The organism is Pseudomonas sp. HAR-UPW-AIA-41, from assembly GCF_002304225.1.
GTDB lineage: Bacteria > Pseudomonadota > Gammaproteobacteria > Pseudomonadales > Pseudomonadaceae > Aquipseudomonas.
In genome coordinates this window covers 312,430-330,269 of record NZ_NSLB01000001.1, presented here as the reverse complement: position 1 = coordinate 330,269, position 17,840 = coordinate 312,430, and the positions used below count along the sequence as shown (strand labels likewise).

The following is a 17,840-nucleotide window of genomic DNA, read 5'->3' as shown; positions in this document are numbered from 1 at the left end:
GCGTCCACTAACAGACAGATGCACGATCATGTCCAGCAACCCCCATGACCGCCGCAGCCAGCGCTCACGCAAGGCCATCCTCGCCGCCATGCTCAGCCTGCTGCAGGATAAACCGTTCAGCCGCATCGCCGTGGCGGAGATCTGCCAGCGCGCGGACGTGGCGCGCCCCACCTTTTACCTGCACTTCTCCGGCAAGGAGGAGGCCCTGCTCGGCTTCATGGATGAGGTGTTCGAACAGTTCTTCGCCGCCATCGAACCGCATCTGCCCCAGGCCGAGCTCAACACCCAGACGATCACCCGCCTGCTGTTCGCCCAATGGCAGGAGCACCACCAGTTGCTTCGTGCCCTGCTCGACGCGGGGCTGGAAAACGCCATGCAGCAACGTTTTCGTCATTACGGCGCACGCCTGGTCGGGCGCTTTCTCAGTCAGCGCCAGCTGGTCCTGCATGACAGCAGCCTGATGCCCTACCTGATCGACAGCATAGCCGCCACGGCCCTTGCCTTTCTCATGCGCTGGCTGCGTGACGACCTGCAACAACCTGCGGAAAAACTCGCCAGCTTCTACGAAGCCGTGACCCGCCCGGGCTTGCTGGCCGTACTGGCGCCCGGCACATGACAGGCGCCCAGGCCGCCGGGCAGAATGCCGGCATGACCCACACTCTTCTCCCGCCACGGGGCTGCAGCGAGGCGCTGAGCGACTGGCCCTGGTCCGTTGCTGCCAATGGCCTGAGCCTGCAACGCTGCCAGTTCGACCCGGCCCTTCTGGACGGCAGCGACTTTGCCCGCCTGAGGATCGGCACCGTCCCTGGCGTCGCCAAGCGGCAGATGGAATACCTGGCCGGGCGCTACTGCGCCGCCATTGCCCTGCGCAGCTTCGGCTGCCTGAACGTGCCCGGCCGCGGCGACGACCGCGCCCCGCTCTGGCCACCGGGCTTCTGCGGTTCGATCAGCCACAGTCAGGGCGTGGCCCTGGCCGTGGTCGGCCGGCAGTCGGCCTGGCGCAGTCTGGGCCTGGATCTGGAAGCCCAGCTGAGTGACGACCGGGCCCGGCGCCTGTGCGCCGAGATCCTCACCCCCGCCGAGCAGCAACGTCTGCAGGCTCTGCCCGACGACGCGCACGCCGCCCGGGTGAGCCTGACCTTCTCGCTCAAGGAAAGCCTGTTCAAGGCGCTCTACCCGCTGACCGGGGTGCGCTTCTACTTTCAGGATGCCGAACTGCTGATGGCCGATCGGGGCATCGCGCAACTGCGCCTACTGAAAACCCTCTCCGCCGAGTGGACAGCCGGATGCGAACTGCCGGCGCACCATGCCGAGATCGACGGCCAGCTGCTCAGTCTGGTGGCGGTGGCAGCCGGGTAGCGCTCAGTCTTCCGACGGCTGCTGGCGCGGCCAGATCAGGCTGAAGCGCGCCCCGCCCAGCACCTGACTGCGGTCAACCTGCGCACGGCCGTGGTGCCAGTAGATGATCCGCCGCACGATGGACAGCCCCAACCCGTGGCCACCGGAGGCACGGGTGCGGCTGTCGTCCAGGCGCAGGAAGGGCGTGAACACCCGCTCCCACTCCGCCTCGGGCACGCCCGGGCCGTCATCCTCGACATCGATGCGGCACTGTTCCAGACCGATGCTGAACGACAGCCGCACCTGCGTCTCGGCGTGGCGCAGGGCATTGCTCACCAGATTCTGCACCGCCCGCTGCAGATAGCGCGGCTCGGCCAGCACGCAACTGTCGCCGCTGTCGGCGGCCAGCTGGCAGGGACCACGCTCGATATGCACACCAACGCGCAGCGGCGCCAGCTCGCCGGCCACCTTGTCCAGCAGGCGGGTGAGGTCGACTTCCTGATAGCTCAGCGCTGGCGCCCCCTGCTCCAGGCGCGCGTAGGTCAGCATCTCGTCGACCAGTTTGTCGAGTTCCTGAATGTCGCCGTCCATGCCGTCCATGTAGCGGCGGCGGGCGCTGTCGCTTTCCGCATCGGCGATCATTTCCAGACCGAAGCGCAAGCGCGCCACCGGCGTACGCAGCTCGTGGGACACGGCACGCACCATCTCGCGCTGGATATTCAGCAGGCGCTGCAGCTGCTCGGCCATCTCGTTGAACACCGTGGCCAGGCGCCCCACCGCATCGCTGCCACGCACCGGCACGCGGGCACCGAGCTTGCCGCTGGCGATCAGGGTGGCCACATCCGACAGCGCCAGCAGGCGATGCTCCAGATTGCGCACCAGCAGATAAATGATCAGGCCGACCAGTCCCAGCCCCATCAGCGCGATCAGCGCCTGCAGCTCCGGCGGGTAGTCGTCCATCCGGTAGATCGGCCCCATCACCAGCACCCAGGGACTGTCGAGCAGGCCGGACACCAGACGGATGCCGTCGCCGCCCTTGGTCAGGGCCATCACCGTGTCGCCTTCCTCCACCCGGCGGCGCTGGTCATCGTCCAGATCGGCCTCATCGAGTTTGACCAGACGCAGGTCGAAGCCGAACTGCTTGTCGCGGTGAATACGCGCCAACCGTCCTGGCTGCTCACCCGGCTCCAGCCGCTGCAACTCGTCGATCAGCAGATAAAGGGTGGCGCGCGCCAACTGCTCACTGACCTGCTCCACCTCGGTGGTCAGCAATAACGGCTCATCCCGGCTCAGCATACTGATGACCTGCGCGGCATGCGGTCCGGTCTGCTCTACCAGCACCTGGCCGCTGCGCAGGCCGGCGATCTGCCCGGAGTCCAGCTTCAGGTCGCTCAGCGGGCGCAGGCTCAGGCTCACTCCCAGCAGACGACTCCAAACCACCAGAGCGCGTCGACGCTCAACCCCACTCATCGACTGCAGATTGTCGCTCATCAGACGGAAGGTGCCGCGCGCCAGGTTCTCGCGGTACTCGTCATTACGCACCTGATTGGTCACATGCACCGTGGCCACGCCCAGCACGCCAACCAGCACCAGCGACAGCAGCAGGCCGCCGTAGATGCGCAGGAAGATCGAGTTCACGGCGCTACTCGCTGAAGGCTTCGCCGACGAACAGATAGCCCTTGCTGCGCACGGTCTTGATCAGGCGCGGGTGCATGGGGTCGTCGCCGATCTTCGGACGGATGCGCGAGATGCGCACATCGATGGAACGGTCCTGGCCGTCGTACTCGATGCCGCGCAATGACGCGAAGATTTCCTCACGCGAGAGAATGCGCCCGGCATTGGCCGCCAGCAGCCAGAGCAGATCGAACTCGGCACTGGTCAGTTCGATCAGCGCGCCGCCGAGGAAGGCTTCGCGCCGGGCACTGTCGACCAGCAGCGGGCCGAACTGCAGACGGCGCACCTCGCCGGCCGGCAGCGGCTCCACCTCGCCCGGCTCACTGCGCCGCAGCAGCGCGCGGATACGCGCCAGCAGCACGCGCGGACGCACCGGCTTGCATACATAGTCATCGGCGCCCATTTCCAGGCCGAGCACCTGATCCATATCGTCCGAGCGCGCGGTGAGCATCAGGATCGGCCCCTCGTAACGAGGGCGCAGCTGCCGGCAGATGGACAGGCCATCCTCGCCCGGCAGCATCAGGTCGAGCACCACCAGATCCGGCTTGTCGGCGAGGATGCGGGCCACCGCGCGGGCGCCGTCGGACTCGATGGCGACCTTCAGGCCATTGCTCTCCAGGTACTCCTGGGTCAACTCGGCCAGACGCTGATCGTCCTCGACAATAAGAATCTGCGAGACTGCTTGCTCCACCTTCCACCACCCTCGTGACTGCCAAACGCGCGGCATTGTAGCAACGCAGCCGTCACCCCGGCAGAGATTGCCGACGGCACGGGGGCAATGACGCCACGGCCCGTCCAGGCAGCGGTCGCCGCCCGTCCGGAAACACTAGATATTGTGGTAGCCTTCACAGAAGCAGCGACTGCAAAGCGACCGTGAAGTCAGCCATCCGGCACCGACGAACGGTGTACCCCAGTCTGCCTGCGGCTCTGCGCCATGCCCGGCCAGTCACCCACAAACCGCCCACAATTTATCCACAGCTTGTTCACTTCCGCCCGCCTTGCATTAGCGCAGACAGCGCATTATCTTGTAGCCACGAAACGCCAAACCCCTACATATTGGGTTTAGGCCAGACCACCGGACACAACCAGAATGAAATGCCAAGGCCCTTTCAGTGGCCGTCCACCGGTGCGTCACACCGCTCTTTAAACCCCCGCCAGGCGCCCTGCGCCTGGTCCGGCCCGCCACTTCCGATGTGTGCGCGGTGCTCCGGTAGTGATTGGCGGCAGTTAGATCGCCACCACTAGGGATAGTGGTTACGCGCAGTCTGCGTAACCCGCTGACTTTTGAGCCAGGGAGGCGCTTGAGTCGTTTCCTCCTGCCTTCAAAGTCAGCTGTTCGTCGGCATTTGTGCCGCACGGGCGGCATTGCAATGGAATGGGAAGCAAGGCAAGGCGGGCACGCCAAGTGTCCACACCAACAAATAGAGAACATGGAGACACCCATGCATACCGAGAGCAACGTCGAGAACCAGCCGGCCACTGTGCGGCACAGCACCGAATCCACCCAGGATCTGGCTGCCACCGCCCCGGGCCAGCTGCGCGTGATCAAGCGCAACGGCACTGTCGTTCCCTACACCGACGACAAGATCACCGTGGCCATCACCAAGGCGTTCCTCGCCGTTGAAGGCGGCACTGCTGCCGCTTCCTCGCGTATCCATGACACCGTGGCGCGTCTGACCGAGCAGGTCACCGCCACCTTCAAGCGCCGCATGCCGTCCGGCGGCACCATCCACATCGAGGAAATCCAGGACCAGGTCGAACTGGCCCTGATGCGTGCCGGCGAGCAGAAGGTTGCCCGCGACTACGTGATCTACCGCGAATCCCGTGCCCAGGCGCGCAAGAAAGGCGCCGCCGATGTTGCCCAGCCGCACCCGAGCATCCGTATCACCGCTGCCGACGGCAGCCTGGTTGCCCTCGACATGGGCCGCCTGCAGACCATCATCCGCGAAGCCTGCGAAGGCCTGGCCGAAGTCGATGGCGCGCTGATCGAAAGCGAGACCCTGAAGAACCTGTACGACGGCGTGGCCGAGAAGGACGTCAACACCGCCCTGGTGATGACCGCCCGTACCCTGGTCGAGCGCGAGCCGAACTACTCCTACGTCACCGCGCGCCTGCTGATGGACAACATCCGCGCCGAAGCCCTGGGCTTCCTCGGCATCGCCCAGAGCGCCACCCACCACGAAATGGCCGACCTCTACGCCAAGGCCCTGCCGGCCTACGTGGACAAGGGCGTGGAATTCGAACTGCTCGATCCCAAGCTCAAGGGCTACGACCTGGCCAAGCTGGGCGCCGCGCTGAACCACGAGCGCGATCAGCAGTTCACCTACCTGGGTCTGCAGACCCTGTTCGACCGCTACTTCATCCACAAAGACGGCATCCGTTTCGAACTGCCGCAGGTGTTCTTCATGCGCGTGGCCATGGGCCTGGCGATCGAAGAGCCGAAGAAGGAAGAGCGCGCCATCGAGTTCTACAACCTGTTGTCGTCCTTCGACTACATGGCCTCGACCCCGACCCTGTTCAACGCCGGCACCCTGCGTCCGCAGCTGTCCTCGTGCTACCTGACCACCGTACCGGACGACCTGTCGGGCATCTATCAGGCCATCCACGACAACGCCATGCTGTCCAAATTCGCCGGCGGCCTGGGCAACGACTGGACCCCGGTGCGCGCACTGGGCGCCTACATCAAAGGCACCAACGGCAAGAGCCAGGGCGTCGTGCCCTTCCTGAAAGTGGTCAACGACACCGCCGTGGCGGTCAACCAGGGTGGCAAGCGCAAGGGCGCTGTCTGTGCCTACCTGGAAACCTGGCACATGGACATCGAAGAGTTCATCGAGCTGCGCAAGAACACCGGTGACGACCGTCGCCGTACCCACGACATGAACACCGCCAACTGGATTCCGGACCTGTTCATGAAGCGCGTGTTCGACGACGGCCAGTGGACCCTGTTCAGCCCGTCCGAAGTGCCGGACCTGCACGACCTGACCGGCCGCGCCTTCGAAGAGCGCTACGAGTACTACGAAGCCATGGCCGGCTACGGCAAGATCAAGCTGTTCAAGACCATCGCCGCCAAGGACCTGTGGCGCAAGATGCTCTCCATGCTGTTCGAAACCGGCCACCCGTGGCTGACCTTCAAGGACCCGTGCAACCTGCGCAGCCCGCAGCAGCACGTGGGCGTGGTCCACAGCTCCAACCTGTGCACCGAGATCACCCTGAACACCAACAAGGACGAGATCGCCGTCTGCAACCTGGGTTCGGTCAACCTGGTCAACCACATCGTCGACGGCAAGCTGGATGTCGAGAAACTCGGCCGCACCGTGAAGACCGCCGTGCGCATGCTCGATAACGTCATCGACATCAACTACTACTCGGTACCACAGGCACGCAACTCCAACCTCAAGCACCGTCCGGTCGGCCTCGGCCTGATGGGCTTCCAGGACGCCCTGTACCTGCAGCACATCGCCTACGGCTCCGAAGCGGCCATCGAGTTCGCCGACCGCTCCATGGAAGCCATCAGCTACTACGCCATCCAGGCCTCCTGTGACCTGGCTGACGAGCGCGGCAGCTACAGCACCTTCGAAGGCTCGCTGTGGAGCCAGGGCATCCTGCCGCTGGACTCGCAGCAGATCCTCATCGAGCAGCGTGGCTCCAAGTACATCGACGTCGACCTGAACGAGACCCTGGACTGGGCCCCGATCCGCGAGCGCGTGAAGAAAGGCATCCGCAACTCGAACATCATGGCCATCGCGCCGACCGCGACCATCTCCAACATCATTGGCGTGTCGCAGTCCATCGAGCCGACCTATCAGAACCTGTACGTGAAGTCGAACCTGTCAGGCGAGTTCACCGTGATCAACCCCTACCTGGTTCACGACCTCAAGGCCCGTGGCCTGTGGGACCCGGTCATGGTCAACGACCTCAAGTACTACGACGGTTCCGTGCAGCAGATCGAGCGCATCCCGCAGGATCTGAAAGACCTGTACGCCACCGCCTTCGAGGTGGAAACCAAGTGGATCGTCGACGCCGCCAGCCGCCGCCAGAAGTGGATCGACCAGGCTCAGTCGCTGAACCTCTACATCGCCGGCGCCTCGGGCAAGAAGCTGGACGTGACCTACCGCATGGCCTGGTACCGTGGTCTGAAAACCACCTACTACCTCCGTGCCCTGGCCGCTACCAGCACCGAGAAGTCCACCATCAACACCGGCAAGCTCAACGCCGTGTCCAGTGGTGCGATTGACGAGGGCAACTTCGCCGCCCCGGCCGGTCCGGCTCCGGTGCCGAAGGCGTGCTCCATCGACAACCCGGACTGCGAAGCTTGCCAGTGATGGAAGGCGCACGTATCTGAGCGGCCCCCGCGTTGTTGCCGGGCAGGTCCGCCCCCATCGCGTACATCAGTACGCTCAGGGGCTCGAACCTACCCGGCGCCTAGCGGGAACTCGCCCAGCTACGCGCTCGCACCGAGTGGTCTGTCGGTAAGACAGGCAACTCGGTTTCCCTTCGGGGACAGGGGCACCGCCCCACGAATACCACCCTCGCCCGCCCTGCGGGCCGGGGTACCACCGGTCCGGTGGAACGGCTTTACCCCTTGCGCGCTGTACGCAACGGAACACAATTAGAAAACTGGATATCCATACAGGCCGGAAACGCTTGCCGGCCCGCTCGATCAAGCAGGAGATTGACCATGCTGAGCTGGGACGAATTTGACAAAGAAGACGCTGGCGACGCGCTTGCCGCCGCCAAGCCTGCCGCACCGGTGATCGAGGCCAGCCTCGACCGCCTCGACAACGAAGCCGCCGGCTCCGTGGAAGATGCCCGCGCCGTTTCCGCCAACGACTCCGACGCCGTCGCCCGCGCCAAGAAGGCCCTCGACGCCCTCGACGTGCAGGAAGGTCTGGACGAACTGGAAGGCGCCAGCGCCCGCGTGCAGGTCGGCGACAAGCAGATGATCAACGCCCGCGCCGACCTCAACCAGCTCGTACCCTTCAAGTACGACTGGGCCTGGCAGAAGTATCTGGATGGTTGCGCCAACCACTGGATGCCGCAGGAAGTGAACATGAACGCCGACATTGCTCTGTGGAAGAGCAAGGATGGCCTGTCCGAAGACGAGCGCCGCATCGTCAAGCGCAACCTCGGCTTCTTCTCCACCGCCGACAGCCTGGTCGCCAACAACCTGGTGCTGGCCGTGTACCGCCTGATCACCAACCCCGAGTGCCGCCAGTACATCCTGCGTCAGGCCTTCGAGGAAGCGATCCATACCCACGCCTACCAGTACTGCATCGAATCCCTGGCCATGGATGAAGGCGAGATCTTCAACATGTACCACGAGATTCCGTCGGTGGCGAAAAAGGCCTCCTGGGGTCTGAAGTACACCCGCTCGATCTCCGACCCGACCTTCACCACCGGCACCGTGGAGACCGACAAGGAACTGCTGCGCAACCTGATCGCGTACTACTGCGTACTGGAAGGCATCTTCTTCTACTGCGGCTTCACCCAGATCCTCTCCATGGGCCGCCGCAACAAGATGACCGGCGTGGCCGAGCAGTTCCAGTACATCCTGCGTGACGAGTCCATGCACCTGAACTTCGGCATCGACGTGATCAACCAGATCAAGATCGAGAACCCGCACCTGTGGGATGCCCAGATGAAGGACGAAGCCACCCAGATGATTCTGCAGGGCACTCAGCTGGAGATCGAATACGCGCGTGACACCATGCCGCGCGGCGTGCTGGGCATGAATGCGGCGATGATGGAGGACTACCTGAAGTTCATCGCCAACCGTCGTCTGACCCAGATCGGTCTGAAGGAAGAGTACCCGGGTACTACCAACCCGTTCCCGTGGATGAGCGAGATCATGGACCTGAAGAAGGAGAAGAACTTCTTCGAGACCCGTGTGATCGAGTATCAGACTGGTGGGGCGCTGAGCTGGGATTGATTTTGGGTCAAAACCATTAGGCAATACATAAGAAACGCTTTACCTGAAATGGAAGTTTGGGGCAGCGATTAGAAAGACTAAAAGCCCCGCCTTGTGCGGGGCTTTTTTATTTAAAACCTGAAATAAATTAAAAATGAATCCAATCATCAAAGCACAACTAAAAGAGTTCATGCACTCCAACCCAGGAATGTATAACGATGAAGCCGAAGCCTTTGAAGTAATGTCAATATTCTCAGTTGAAAATGGAGTTCTAGGAGAAAATATAGATCCATTCAAAATTCATCTAAGCGGCAGCGAATTTGGCGTCGATGGAATTGCCATATTAGTGCAAGGCGCAGTCTGCACAGACGCAGACGAAGCCTCATCGGCATTATCATCAGGAAAAAACCACAGTACTGCCTTTCACTTTTTTCAGTCAAAAACATCAGAAAGTCTTGACTATGGCGACATAGCAAAGTTCCTTGATGCAACTTACGACTTCTTCACAGAACTTAAACTACTCAATGGTGCTCAAATTGACGATCTTGCAGCAGCCAAAGATCTAGTATTTGAATCCGCAACCCGATCAAACCCAGAGCTCAGATGTTATTACTGCACTACCGGCTCAGGCCAAATATCGCAACCAATAAAGACGCTAATTGAAAGCAACAAAAAAAGAATCGAAGAGTTAAATATTTTCTCAGCAGTTGCAATAGAAATCCTTGGAGCGAAAGATATTCAGTCCGGATTCAGATCAGCAACAAACTCAAGAACGGCAACCATAAGCTTCCCTAAAGCCATAACAATGCCGCCACACGAAAAAGTTGACGAAGCATACATCGGATATATTTCTGCTGACCAAATACTTGAAATCGCACTAAGCGACCCCGACAGCAACGGCGAGCAACACATCATAAGGTCCGTATTCTACGATAACGTCCGTGATTTCAATCCAGAATCAGACATCAACAAGTCTATAATTACCGAACTACAATCTGGCGACCATTCATCATTCGTATTTAAAAACAATGGGATAACTGTAGTTGCCAAAGAGGTCTCAAGGAAGGGAGACTCTTTCACCATAAGCGATTTCCAAATAGTAAACGGCTGCCAAACAACAAATATCCTTGCAAGCACCAAAGAAAAAGCAAACTCAGTGATGGTTCCGTTTCGCATCATAGGCAGTTCCGATGCGGAATTTGTCGCCAGTATCATCATTGGCACCAATAAACAGAACGAGGTCAGGGACGATCAATTCTGGGCGTTACTACCCTTCATGAAGGATCTTGAAATATATTGTGCTTCGCAAGATGGCGATGCAAAGATCCTAATTGAAAGACGGGAAAACCAGTACAGGGATGTAACCGCAGAGCGCACTAGAGTAATGCGCCCATCCGACCTAATGAAAGTTGCTGCTGCAATGTTTTTTCATCAACCACACAGAGCAGCTCGTGATCACCGCGGTATCAGGAAAGAGTTTTCAGACAAAATCTTCCTGGCAAATCATAGCGTAGAACTTTACCACACCGCAGCACTAGCACTTTACAAATTCGACTATTTAGTAAGAACATCAAAGATAGATAGAGCAAAATCTATCTACAAATTCTACGCACTATTCGCAATTTCACGATCCCTCTGGCAGCAACCAACAATATTAAGCGCCCCACCCAAAAGCCAAAAAAAATTTTGCAAAGAAGCACTTACCACAATATTAAATCCAGAAAAATTCATCACACTTACAGAAAAAGTATCAAAACACATCGAAGATATGATCGCAGAATCACCTGCAAAGAACAGAGAGCAAATTCGAGACTACATCCGAACAGACAGTTTCGCAGATCAGTTTTCAAAAACTTACTTTACATAAGCAAAATAAAAGGAGCCTCACTCATAAAAAGCCTCCGATTTCGCCCTTACGGCGATTTACTTTCTCTTGCGTGCCCAAGAGAAAGTAACCAAAGAGAAAGGCACCCCGACATCCGGGTCGCGCTGCGCGCGACTTCCCTCCCTCCGGTGCCGCTCCGGGGGCCGGCATACACGGGCCATCCTTGGCCCGTTATGCCTCTCGCGGCCATCCAGGCCGCTCGTCCCCCTGCGCAACACCTCCACTCGGCCTCCTGACGGGGACTCGGGCTCCGAGTTGCTTGATGGTTCGGTTGGTTTGGTTGTTGAGGTTCGTTTGCTTTTCTCCCCCTCTCCCGCCAGCGGGAGAGGGATTCACACTCTGAACCTTCAGGCGGCACCAAACGCCCCTTCAGGAGGGTGAGCGGAATCGTTGCGTAGAGGGGTGAGCCGCATGGATGCGGCGAAAGGCTTAAAGGGCCATGGACGGCCCTTGTAAGCCGACCCTCGGAGCAATGATGGAGCGAACGAACCCGGAGCGCAGCGGAGGGCCGGATGGTGGGGCTAGACCTTTGGTTCCTTTTGGGGCAATGCCAAAAGGAACCCGCCCAGCAGGGCGGAACCAATGCCTCAGCCAACTCGATAATCAGCAGCGGCACGCAGCAAACCCAGAACCAAGCCCTTTCGGTTCCTCTTGGTGCAATACCAAAAGAAACCCGCCCAGCAGCGCGGAACCCATGCCTCAGCCAACTCGAAAATCAGCAGAGGCACATGAAATAGCCAACGGGGCAGACCCATGCCTCAGCCAGCTCAACAACCAGCACCGGCGCATGCCCCCATCCAATACCCCCAAACAGCATTCGGCAAAACCGAACGGCACCTTCATTTTTAACTAGTTCTGCGGTGCCTGCCCGCTCTGTATAAAAACGCCAAAGCCCCAGATCACGCCCAATACCGGCACGCCACAACCCGCGCCATGGCAAAGATCGAATCACTCCCGGGGCATAGCGTTTCTAACAACAACAAAAGGTAATGCTATGAAAAACGTCCTGAAAGTCGGACTGACCAGCCTGTTGCTGGCACCCTGGGGTGCAAGCCAGGCCGTTCAGTTGAATGAAGACTTCAGCCTCTACCTCACCGCCAGCGCACTGAGCGACTACCGCCTGTTCGGTGTCTCGCAGACCAAGGAAAACCCCGCCATTCAAGGCCAGGCCACGCTGTTCCACAGCAGCGGACTGTATGCCGGCGGCTGGATTTCCAACGTCGACTTCGAAGACGGTGACTACGGCGTTCCGGCCAATGAAGCCGGCACCGAGCAGCGCGCCTATGTGGGCTACCTGCACACCTTCAACGAAGACCTCAAGCTGAACGTCGGCTACATCCAGTACATGTACCCGGGTCAGAGCAGCGCCAACTACAGCGAGCGCTACGCCGTGCTGGATGCGTACGGCGCCAAGTGGCAGAGCTACTACTCGACCAACGTCTTCGAAGAAGAAGTGTTCTGGTACAACAGCCTGGGCTACACCTTCGCCCTGCCGCAGGACATCTCGCTGTTCGTCAATTACGGCAACGCCGATTACAAAGACCCGCTGTTCGACAACTTCAGCGACGACAGCTACAACGACTGGGAAGTCAAAGTCAGCAAGACCATGCTCGGCATCGACTGGTCGCTCAGCTACATCGACACCAATATCGATGACGAAGACTGCGCCGGCTTCTGGGGCAAAGACAGCTACTGCAGCGCCACCGCCGTACTGGGTGTCAGCAAGACATTCTGATCGCGTTATCGCTTGCTCCTGATCGACGGTCGGCAGGTCCGTCGTTTCGGTGAAGCCTCTCCCCCGGGGCTTCACCGCTTTCTCCCCTCTTCCACCCCCCTTTGAGCAGCCACACGTCAGGCTTGCGCCTGCGCAGGTGGCGCCCGGCTAGAGCTTCACGCAGACAAAAATGGCATTGCCCGAGGTCTGATCCCAGGGAATGATCTTCTGGTAGTCATGGGCAAACACATGCACCTCAAAGTAAGGCTGCAGCAGCGCCTGCAACTCGGCAAAGCTCACCGCCACCATGGGATGCTCGTCGCGCCAGATCTGCGTCTCCCCGGCCGAGGCCTTTTCAATACACAGCTGTAGCGACTGCCGCTCACCCGTACCCGGGTAATGCCAGCCGGAACTGAAGGTGAAATGGCTGCCCTCGTGCTGCACGCTGTGCGTCACCGACAGCGCGTTATCAATCCGCTCGCGGTCCACCGCGTTGAAGCAGAACACCCCCTGACTGTTGAGCGCGGCATGCACGCTGGCCAGACAGGCCTTCAGGCGCTCGATGCCGGCGCTGTAGTGGATGGAGTAGAGAAAGCAGGTGATCAGGTCCAGGCGCTCGGCCACGCTGAACGCGCACATGTCCTGCTGGGAGAACTGCGCCTCGGGGCAGCGGGCCGCCGCGAGATCGAGCATCGGCTGGTTGATGTCGAGGCCGCTGCTGGCATAGCCGGCATCGATGAAATGGCGGATATGCGGGCCGGTGCCACAGGCCATGTCCAGATGGCGGGCGCCGCCATTGCCGAACAGCTGCTGCAGCCGGTGAATGCAATGACTCTGTGCCTGGTAATCGATGTCGGCACACATCAGATCGTAGTAACCGGAAAGGTCGCTGTAGAGCGCATTGGCAGACATGAGGACCTAACCGGCGTGAACAAGGGCGCGCATCATAGCCCAAGCCGCGCCGGGGTGGTCTGTGGCTTCACCGCTCAGCGCCTGAGCAGCGTGCAGTAAGCGCACCGACGGGCGGGGCCCGTCAGACCGTACTCAACCGGCGAGGCCGGCGGCCCTGGCGCGTGCGGCGTGCAGCTTCTGGTAGCTCTCGATCAGGCGCAGGTGCTTGTCCAGCCCTTCCAGCTTCAGGCTGGTGGGGGTCAGGCCATAGAAGCGCACACTGCCGTCCACCGAGCCGATGGCCGCATCCATCCGCTCGTTGCCGAACATGCGGCGGAAGTTGGCCTCGTAGTCGGCCAGCTCCAGCTCGTCGTCCAGCTGCACTTCCAGCACCACGTTGAGCGCCTGATAGAACAGGCCGCGCTCGACGGTGTTGTCGTTGTACTGCAGGAAGGCCTCGGTCAGTTCCTTGGCCGGCTCGAACTGTTTCAGGGCGAGGTAGATCAGCAGCTTCAGTTCGAGGATGGTCAGTTGGCCCCACACGGTGTTGTCGTCGAACTCGATGCCGATCAGCGTGGTGATGTCGGTGTAGTCATCCACCTCGCACTGCTCCAGGCTCTTGAGCAGGCTGCGCAGGCGCATGTCACTCAGGCTGTGCAGGTTGAGGATGTCCGAACGGAAGATCAGCGCCTTGTTGGTGTTGTCCCAGATCAGGTCCTCGACCGGATAGATTTCCGAATAGCCCGGCACCAGGATGCGGCAGGCGTTGGCGCCGAGGTCGTCGTACACCGCCATGTACACCTCCTTGCCCATGTCCTCGAGGATGCCGAACAGGGTCGCGGCTTCCTGAGCGTTGGACTCTTCGCCGTGGCCGGAGAAGTCCCACTCGACGAACTCGTAGTCCGCCCTGGCGCTGAAGAAGCGCCAGGACACCACGCCGCTCGAATCGATGAAGTGCTCGACGAAGTTGTTCGGCTCGGTCAGCGCCTGGCTTTCGAAGGTCGGCGCAGGCAGGTCATTCAGCCCCTCGAAACTGCGCCCCTGCAGTAGTTCGGTGAGGCTGCGCTCCAGCGCCACCTCAAAGCTCGGGTGCGCGCCGAAGGAGGCGAACACACCGCCGGTGCGCGGGTTCATCAGGGTCACGCACATCACCGGGAATTCGCCGCCGAGCGAGGCATCCTTGACCAGCACCGGGAAGCCCTGCTCCTCCAGCCCTTTGATGCCGGCGACGATGCCCGGGTACTTGGCCAGTACCTCCTGCGGCACATCCGGCAGGGCCAGTTCGTTCTCCAGAATCTCGCGCTTGACCGCGCGCTCGAAGATTTCCGACAGGCACTGCACCTGCGCCTCGGCCAGGGTATTGCCGGCGCTCATGCCGTTGGAGAGATACAGGTTCTCGATCAGGTTGGAGGGGAAGTACACCACCTCGCCGTCGGACTGTCGTACGAAGGGCAGCGAACAGATGCCGCGCGCCTTGTTGCCGGAGTTGGTGTCGTACAGGTGCGAGCCACGCAGTTCGCCGTCCGGGTTGTAGATGGCCAGGCAGTACTCGTCGAGGATCTCTTCCGGCAGCGCGTCGCGCGGGCCCGGCTTGAACCAGCGCTCGTTGGGGTAATGCACGAAGGGCGCATTGGCGATTTCCTCGCCCCAGAACTGGTCGTTGTAGAAGAAGTTGCAGTTCAGCCGCTCGATGAACTCGCCGAGCGCCGAGGCCAGCGCACTCTCCTTGCTCGCGCCCTTGCCGTTGGTGAAGCACAGCGGCGACTGCGCGTCGCGGATATGCAGCGACCAGACGTTGGGCACGATGTTGCGCCAGGAGGCGATCTCGATCTTCATGCCCAGCCCGGCGAGGATGCCCGACATGTTGGCGATGGTTTCTTCCAGCGGCAGGTCCTTGCCGAGGATGCGCGTGCCCTCGCCCTCGGTCAGCGCCGGCATCAGCAGGGCCTGAGCGTCGGCGTCCAGATTGGCCACTTCCTCGATGACGAAATCGGGGCCGGTCTGCACCACCTTCTTCACGGTGCAGCGGTCGATCGAGCGCAGGATGCCCAGACGATCCTTCTCGGAGATATCCGCAGGCAGCTCGACCTGGATCTTGAAGATCTGCTTGTAGCGGTCTTCCGGGTCGACGATGTTGTTCTGCGACAGGCGAATGTTGTCGGTGGGGATGTTGCGCGTCTGGCAGTACAGCTTGACGAAGTAGGCCGCGCACAGCGCCGAGGACGCCAGAAAGTAGTCGAACGGCCCCGGCGCCGAGCCATCGCCCTTGTAGCGGATGGGCTGGTCGGCGATCACCGTGAAGTCATCGAACTTGGCTTCGAGACGCAGGTTGTCGAGAAAGTTGACCTTGATTTCCATGGGAGGTACCAGACGCAGGCAAGACAAAATGGCCGCCATTATCCGGCTTTTGGCCGGGAAGTCTTGTCCGCCCGACCAGATAATCTGGCCCGACGGCGCTGAGCAACCGCCAGCGCTCGCTTACAATGGCCGGCCACCGCCGCCCTGCCCGGAGTTTGCCTGCCGATGTTCACCCTCACCCTGCTGACCAGCCCGCCTCCCGAATCGCTGAAAAGCCAGGTGCTGCAGATGGTGGTCGACTACTTCAGCGACATCAGCCCCGCGCCGCTGACGCCAAGCAACCCGCTCTATCAGCTGTATCAGTACGTGATCGGCTTCGAGGTGCACCTGTATCTGCAGGCCATGGGCAGTGACGCAGGCAGCGCCCGGCTGATCCTCGCCCTGGATGACGAGGATCCGTCGCAGGTGCTGGGTTTTGCCCTCTACCTGCCCAGCCCGGAGGACCCCGAGGCCTGCACCCTGCTCTATCTGGCCGTGCAGGCCGGCCACCGCCGCCGGGGCATCGCCCGCGCCATGCTGCAGCGGATGATCCTGCTGCACCCCCATGCCGCGCTGGCCTGCGTGGCCAGTCAGGTGCCGGTATTCGAGGCCATGGGCTTTGCCGTGCTCGGCGCACGCGGGCCACAGGTGCTGATGAACACCCGTAACCGCGCCTCGGACGGCGCAGTGGCGGTGCAGGATCTGGCGCCCATCTTCCAGTCCAAGGAAGTGCGGCAGATCCATACCTATCTGGTCAAACAGCATGGCGAGAAAGCCATGCGCGACGCGGAACGCAAACGCGACCGCCTGCTCGACCAGCTGGCACGGCAGGCAGAGGCGCTGGTTGAAGAACGCCGCGGTGCCAAACGCTTGCACTGAGCTGACCCGTCAGTACAAAGCCTGAGCCCCGAATGCGGCGCTTGCATTAGTAGGTTGATCGGATATGGTGCGCGCCGGCATCAGTGAGATTGCCGCTCTAGAAGACACCACTCAGGAACGAGTAACCCATGTCTAAAAACTTCATGATGTGTTCGGCAGCCCTGACTATCGCGCTGCTTTCCGGCTGCGCTTCAGTGCCGATGGAATCCCCGGAGCAGGACAAGGCTCTGAAGGCCTTCCCCGCGCCCGCGCAGGACAAAGCCGGTCTGTACATCTTCCGCGACTCATCCCTTGGCCCCGTGCTGAAGAAGACCGTCAAGATCGATGATCAGACAATTGGCGAAACCGCCATCAACACCTACCTCTATCGCGAGATCACTCCAGGACAGCACGTGCTGGCCACTGAGTCCGAGTTTGGCGATAACACCCTGGTACTGAACGCCGAAGCGGGCAAGAACCACTTCGTGCGCCAGTACATCAAGATCGGCCTGTTCGTTGGCGGCGCCAATCTGGAACAAGTTTCCGAGGCTGAAGGCCGCAAAGGCGTCTCGGAAACCGAACTGGCGCGTTAAGCGCGGCACTGCGGACGAGTTTGATCGCTTCGTCCGCAGTCACTGTTTCAGCACCGCAGCCGGAACCGACTTGGCTGACCTGCAGTCCTAGCTACTCTCGCGTTGATTTGCACGCCCCACGCAAGGACAGACAATGACCTCCCAAACCGTTCTCCTGCTCACTATGGCCGGCCTCATGCCACTGCAGGCAATGGCTGCATCATCCGATTTGCTCAAACCCTACCCAGCCGCCATGCAGGGCTTTGAGCGCCATGTAATCGAGCTACCACAACAGCCCGATGAAGAGTCTCTGAAGGTTGAGCTGATCGCCGGCAAAACCCAGACCGTGGACTGCAACCAACAGCGCCTCGCCGGACAGTGGCAACAGAAAACCGTGCAAGGCTGGGGCTACGACTATTACGAACTCGACCAGGTGGGCCCCGGTATGAGCACGCTCATGGCCTGCCCGGACGATACGCGTCGGCAAGCCTTCGTGCCGGTTGCAGGTGAAGTGCCGCTGCTGCGCTACAACAGCAAACTACCGGTGGTGATCTACGCGCCAACCGGCGTTGAGGTGCGCTACCGGCTCTGGTCCGCCGGGGCCAGCCAGCCGGCAAGTGTTCGCTAGAGGACAGAACCTCAAGGCAGAACCGCGAACTGAGC

At 60.8% G+C, this 17,840-nt stretch carries 13 protein-coding genes; 9 read left to right on the top strand and 4 right to left on the bottom strand.

What is annotated here, in order from left to right; all coding sequences use genetic code 11:
- Positions 1-28 precede the first annotated feature (28 nt).
- Both CK486_RS01560 and CK486_RS01555 read left to right on the top strand, forming a co-directional pair.
- On the top strand, positions 29-616 hold the full coding sequence (locus tag CK486_RS01560; RefSeq protein WP_095938524.1) for a TetR/AcrR family transcriptional regulator: 588 nt from the start codon (positions 29-31) through the stop codon (positions 614-616).
- Entirely contained in the window at positions 613-1,359 is a 747-nt protein-coding gene (locus tag CK486_RS01555) for a 4'-phosphopantetheinyl transferase (RefSeq protein WP_256574337.1), read from the top strand. Before CK486_RS01560 ends, CK486_RS01555 begins: the two co-directional genes overlap by 4 nt.
- Before the next feature lie 3 nt (positions 1,360-1,362).
- On the opposite strand, the gene CK486_RS01550 is transcribed toward CK486_RS01555, so the two are convergent.
- Both CK486_RS01550 and CK486_RS01545 read right to left on the bottom strand, forming a co-directional pair.
- Positions 1,363-2,976, bottom strand: a complete 1,614-nt coding sequence (locus tag CK486_RS01550) for an ATP-binding protein (RefSeq protein ID WP_095938523.1) — start codon at positions 2,974-2,976, stop codon at positions 1,363-1,365.
- Positions 2,977-2,980: 4 nt separating this feature from the next.
- Entirely contained in the window at positions 2,981-3,703 is a 723-nt protein-coding gene (locus tag CK486_RS01545) for a response regulator (protein WP_095938522.1), read from the bottom strand.
- Between the two features lie 751 nt (positions 3,704-4,454).
- On the opposite strand from CK486_RS01545, the gene CK486_RS01540 reads away from it, so the two are divergent.
- The 4 genes from CK486_RS01540 (at position 4,455) to CK486_RS01525 (ending at position 12,540) form a co-directional block, all read left to right on the top strand.
- Positions 4,455-7,334, top strand: coding sequence for a ribonucleoside-diphosphate reductase subunit alpha (locus CK486_RS01540; RefSeq protein WP_095938521.1), 2,880 nt, complete (start codon positions 4,455-4,457; stop codon positions 7,332-7,334).
- Between the two features lie 356 nt (positions 7,335-7,690).
- Positions 7,691-8,941 (top strand): ribonucleotide-diphosphate reductase subunit beta, encoded by a 1,251-nt coding sequence (locus tag CK486_RS01535; RefSeq protein ID WP_095938520.1) that lies wholly within the window; start codon positions 7,691-7,693, stop codon positions 8,939-8,941.
- A 133-nt stretch (positions 8,942-9,074) separates the two neighbouring features.
- Positions 9,075-10,787: an AIPR family protein gene (locus CK486_RS01530; RefSeq protein WP_095938519.1), complete on the top strand. Its 1,713-nt coding sequence runs from the start codon at positions 9,075-9,077 to the stop codon at positions 10,785-10,787.
- 1,012 nt (positions 10,788-11,799) lie between these two features.
- A complete protein-coding gene (locus CK486_RS01525; RefSeq protein WP_095938518.1) occupies positions 11,800-12,540 on the top strand; it encodes a TorF family putative porin in 741 nt (246 codons plus the stop codon).
- A 147-nt stretch (positions 12,541-12,687) separates the two neighbouring features.
- On the opposite strand, the gene CK486_RS01520 is transcribed toward CK486_RS01525, so the two are convergent.
- Positions 12,688-13,431: a class I SAM-dependent methyltransferase gene (locus CK486_RS01520; protein ID WP_095938517.1), complete on the bottom strand. Its 744-nt coding sequence runs from the start codon at positions 13,429-13,431 to the stop codon at positions 12,688-12,690.
- 132 nt (positions 13,432-13,563) lie between these two features.
- Positions 13,564-15,768, bottom strand: coding sequence for an OsmC domain/YcaO domain-containing protein (locus tag CK486_RS01515; protein WP_095938516.1), 2,205 nt, complete (start codon positions 15,766-15,768; stop codon positions 13,564-13,566).
- A gap of 165 nt (positions 15,769-15,933) precedes the next feature.
- Here CK486_RS01515 and CK486_RS01510 point away from each other — a divergent pair, with 165 nt between their 5' ends.
- The 3 genes from CK486_RS01510 (at position 15,934) to eco (ending at position 17,805) form a co-directional block, all read left to right on the top strand.
- Positions 15,934-16,626 carry a GNAT family N-acetyltransferase gene (locus CK486_RS01510; protein WP_095938515.1) on the top strand — a complete coding sequence of 231 codons (693 nt, stop codon included), beginning with the start codon at positions 15,934-15,936 and terminating at the stop codon, positions 16,624-16,626.
- Between the two features lie 128 nt (positions 16,627-16,754).
- Positions 16,755-17,198, top strand: coding sequence for a DUF2846 domain-containing protein (locus tag CK486_RS01505; RefSeq protein ID WP_095938514.1), 444 nt, complete (start codon positions 16,755-16,757; stop codon positions 17,196-17,198).
- 133 nt (positions 17,199-17,331) lie between these two features.
- Positions 17,332-17,805, top strand: coding sequence for a serine protease inhibitor ecotin (eco, locus tag CK486_RS01500; RefSeq protein ID WP_095938513.1), 474 nt, complete (start codon positions 17,332-17,334; stop codon positions 17,803-17,805).
- Positions 17,806-17,840 lie beyond the last annotated feature (35 nt).

What these genes read in the sequence shown, in the direction of transcription:
- CK486_RS01540 (WP_095938521.1), top strand. Translation starts at nt 4,455, where the DNA reads ATGCATACCGAGAGCAACGTCGAGAACCAGCCGGCCACTGTGCGGCAC.
- CK486_RS01515 (WP_095938516.1), bottom strand. Translation starts at nt 15,768, where the DNA reads ATGGAAATCAAGGTCAACTTTCTCGACAACCTGCGTCTCGAAGCCAAG.
- CK486_RS01510 (WP_095938515.1), top strand. Translation starts at nt 15,934, where the DNA reads ATGTTCACCCTCACCCTGCTGACCAGCCCGCCTCCCGAATCGCTGAAA.
- CK486_RS01560 (WP_095938524.1), top strand. Translation starts at nt 29, where the DNA reads ATGTCCAGCAACCCCCATGACCGCCGCAGCCAGCGCTCACGCAAGGCC.
- CK486_RS01525 (WP_095938518.1), top strand. Translation starts at nt 11,800, where the DNA reads ATGAAAAACGTCCTGAAAGTCGGACTGACCAGCCTGTTGCTGGCACCC.
- CK486_RS01520 (WP_095938517.1), bottom strand. Translation starts at nt 13,431, where the DNA reads ATGTCTGCCAATGCGCTCTACAGCGACCTTTCCGGTTACTACGATCTG.
- eco (WP_095938513.1), top strand. Translation starts at nt 17,332, where the DNA reads ATGACCTCCCAAACCGTTCTCCTGCTCACTATGGCCGGCCTCATGCCA.
- CK486_RS01555 (WP_256574337.1), top strand. Translation starts at nt 613, where the DNA reads ATGACAGGCGCCCAGGCCGCCGGGCAGAATGCCGGCATGACCCACACT.
- CK486_RS01530 (WP_095938519.1), top strand. Translation starts at nt 9,075, where the DNA reads ATGAATCCAATCATCAAAGCACAACTAAAAGAGTTCATGCACTCCAAC.
- CK486_RS01505 (WP_095938514.1), top strand. Translation starts at nt 16,755, where the DNA reads ATGTCTAAAAACTTCATGATGTGTTCGGCAGCCCTGACTATCGCGCTG.
- CK486_RS01535 (WP_095938520.1), top strand. Translation starts at nt 7,691, where the DNA reads ATGCTGAGCTGGGACGAATTTGACAAAGAAGACGCTGGCGACGCGCTT.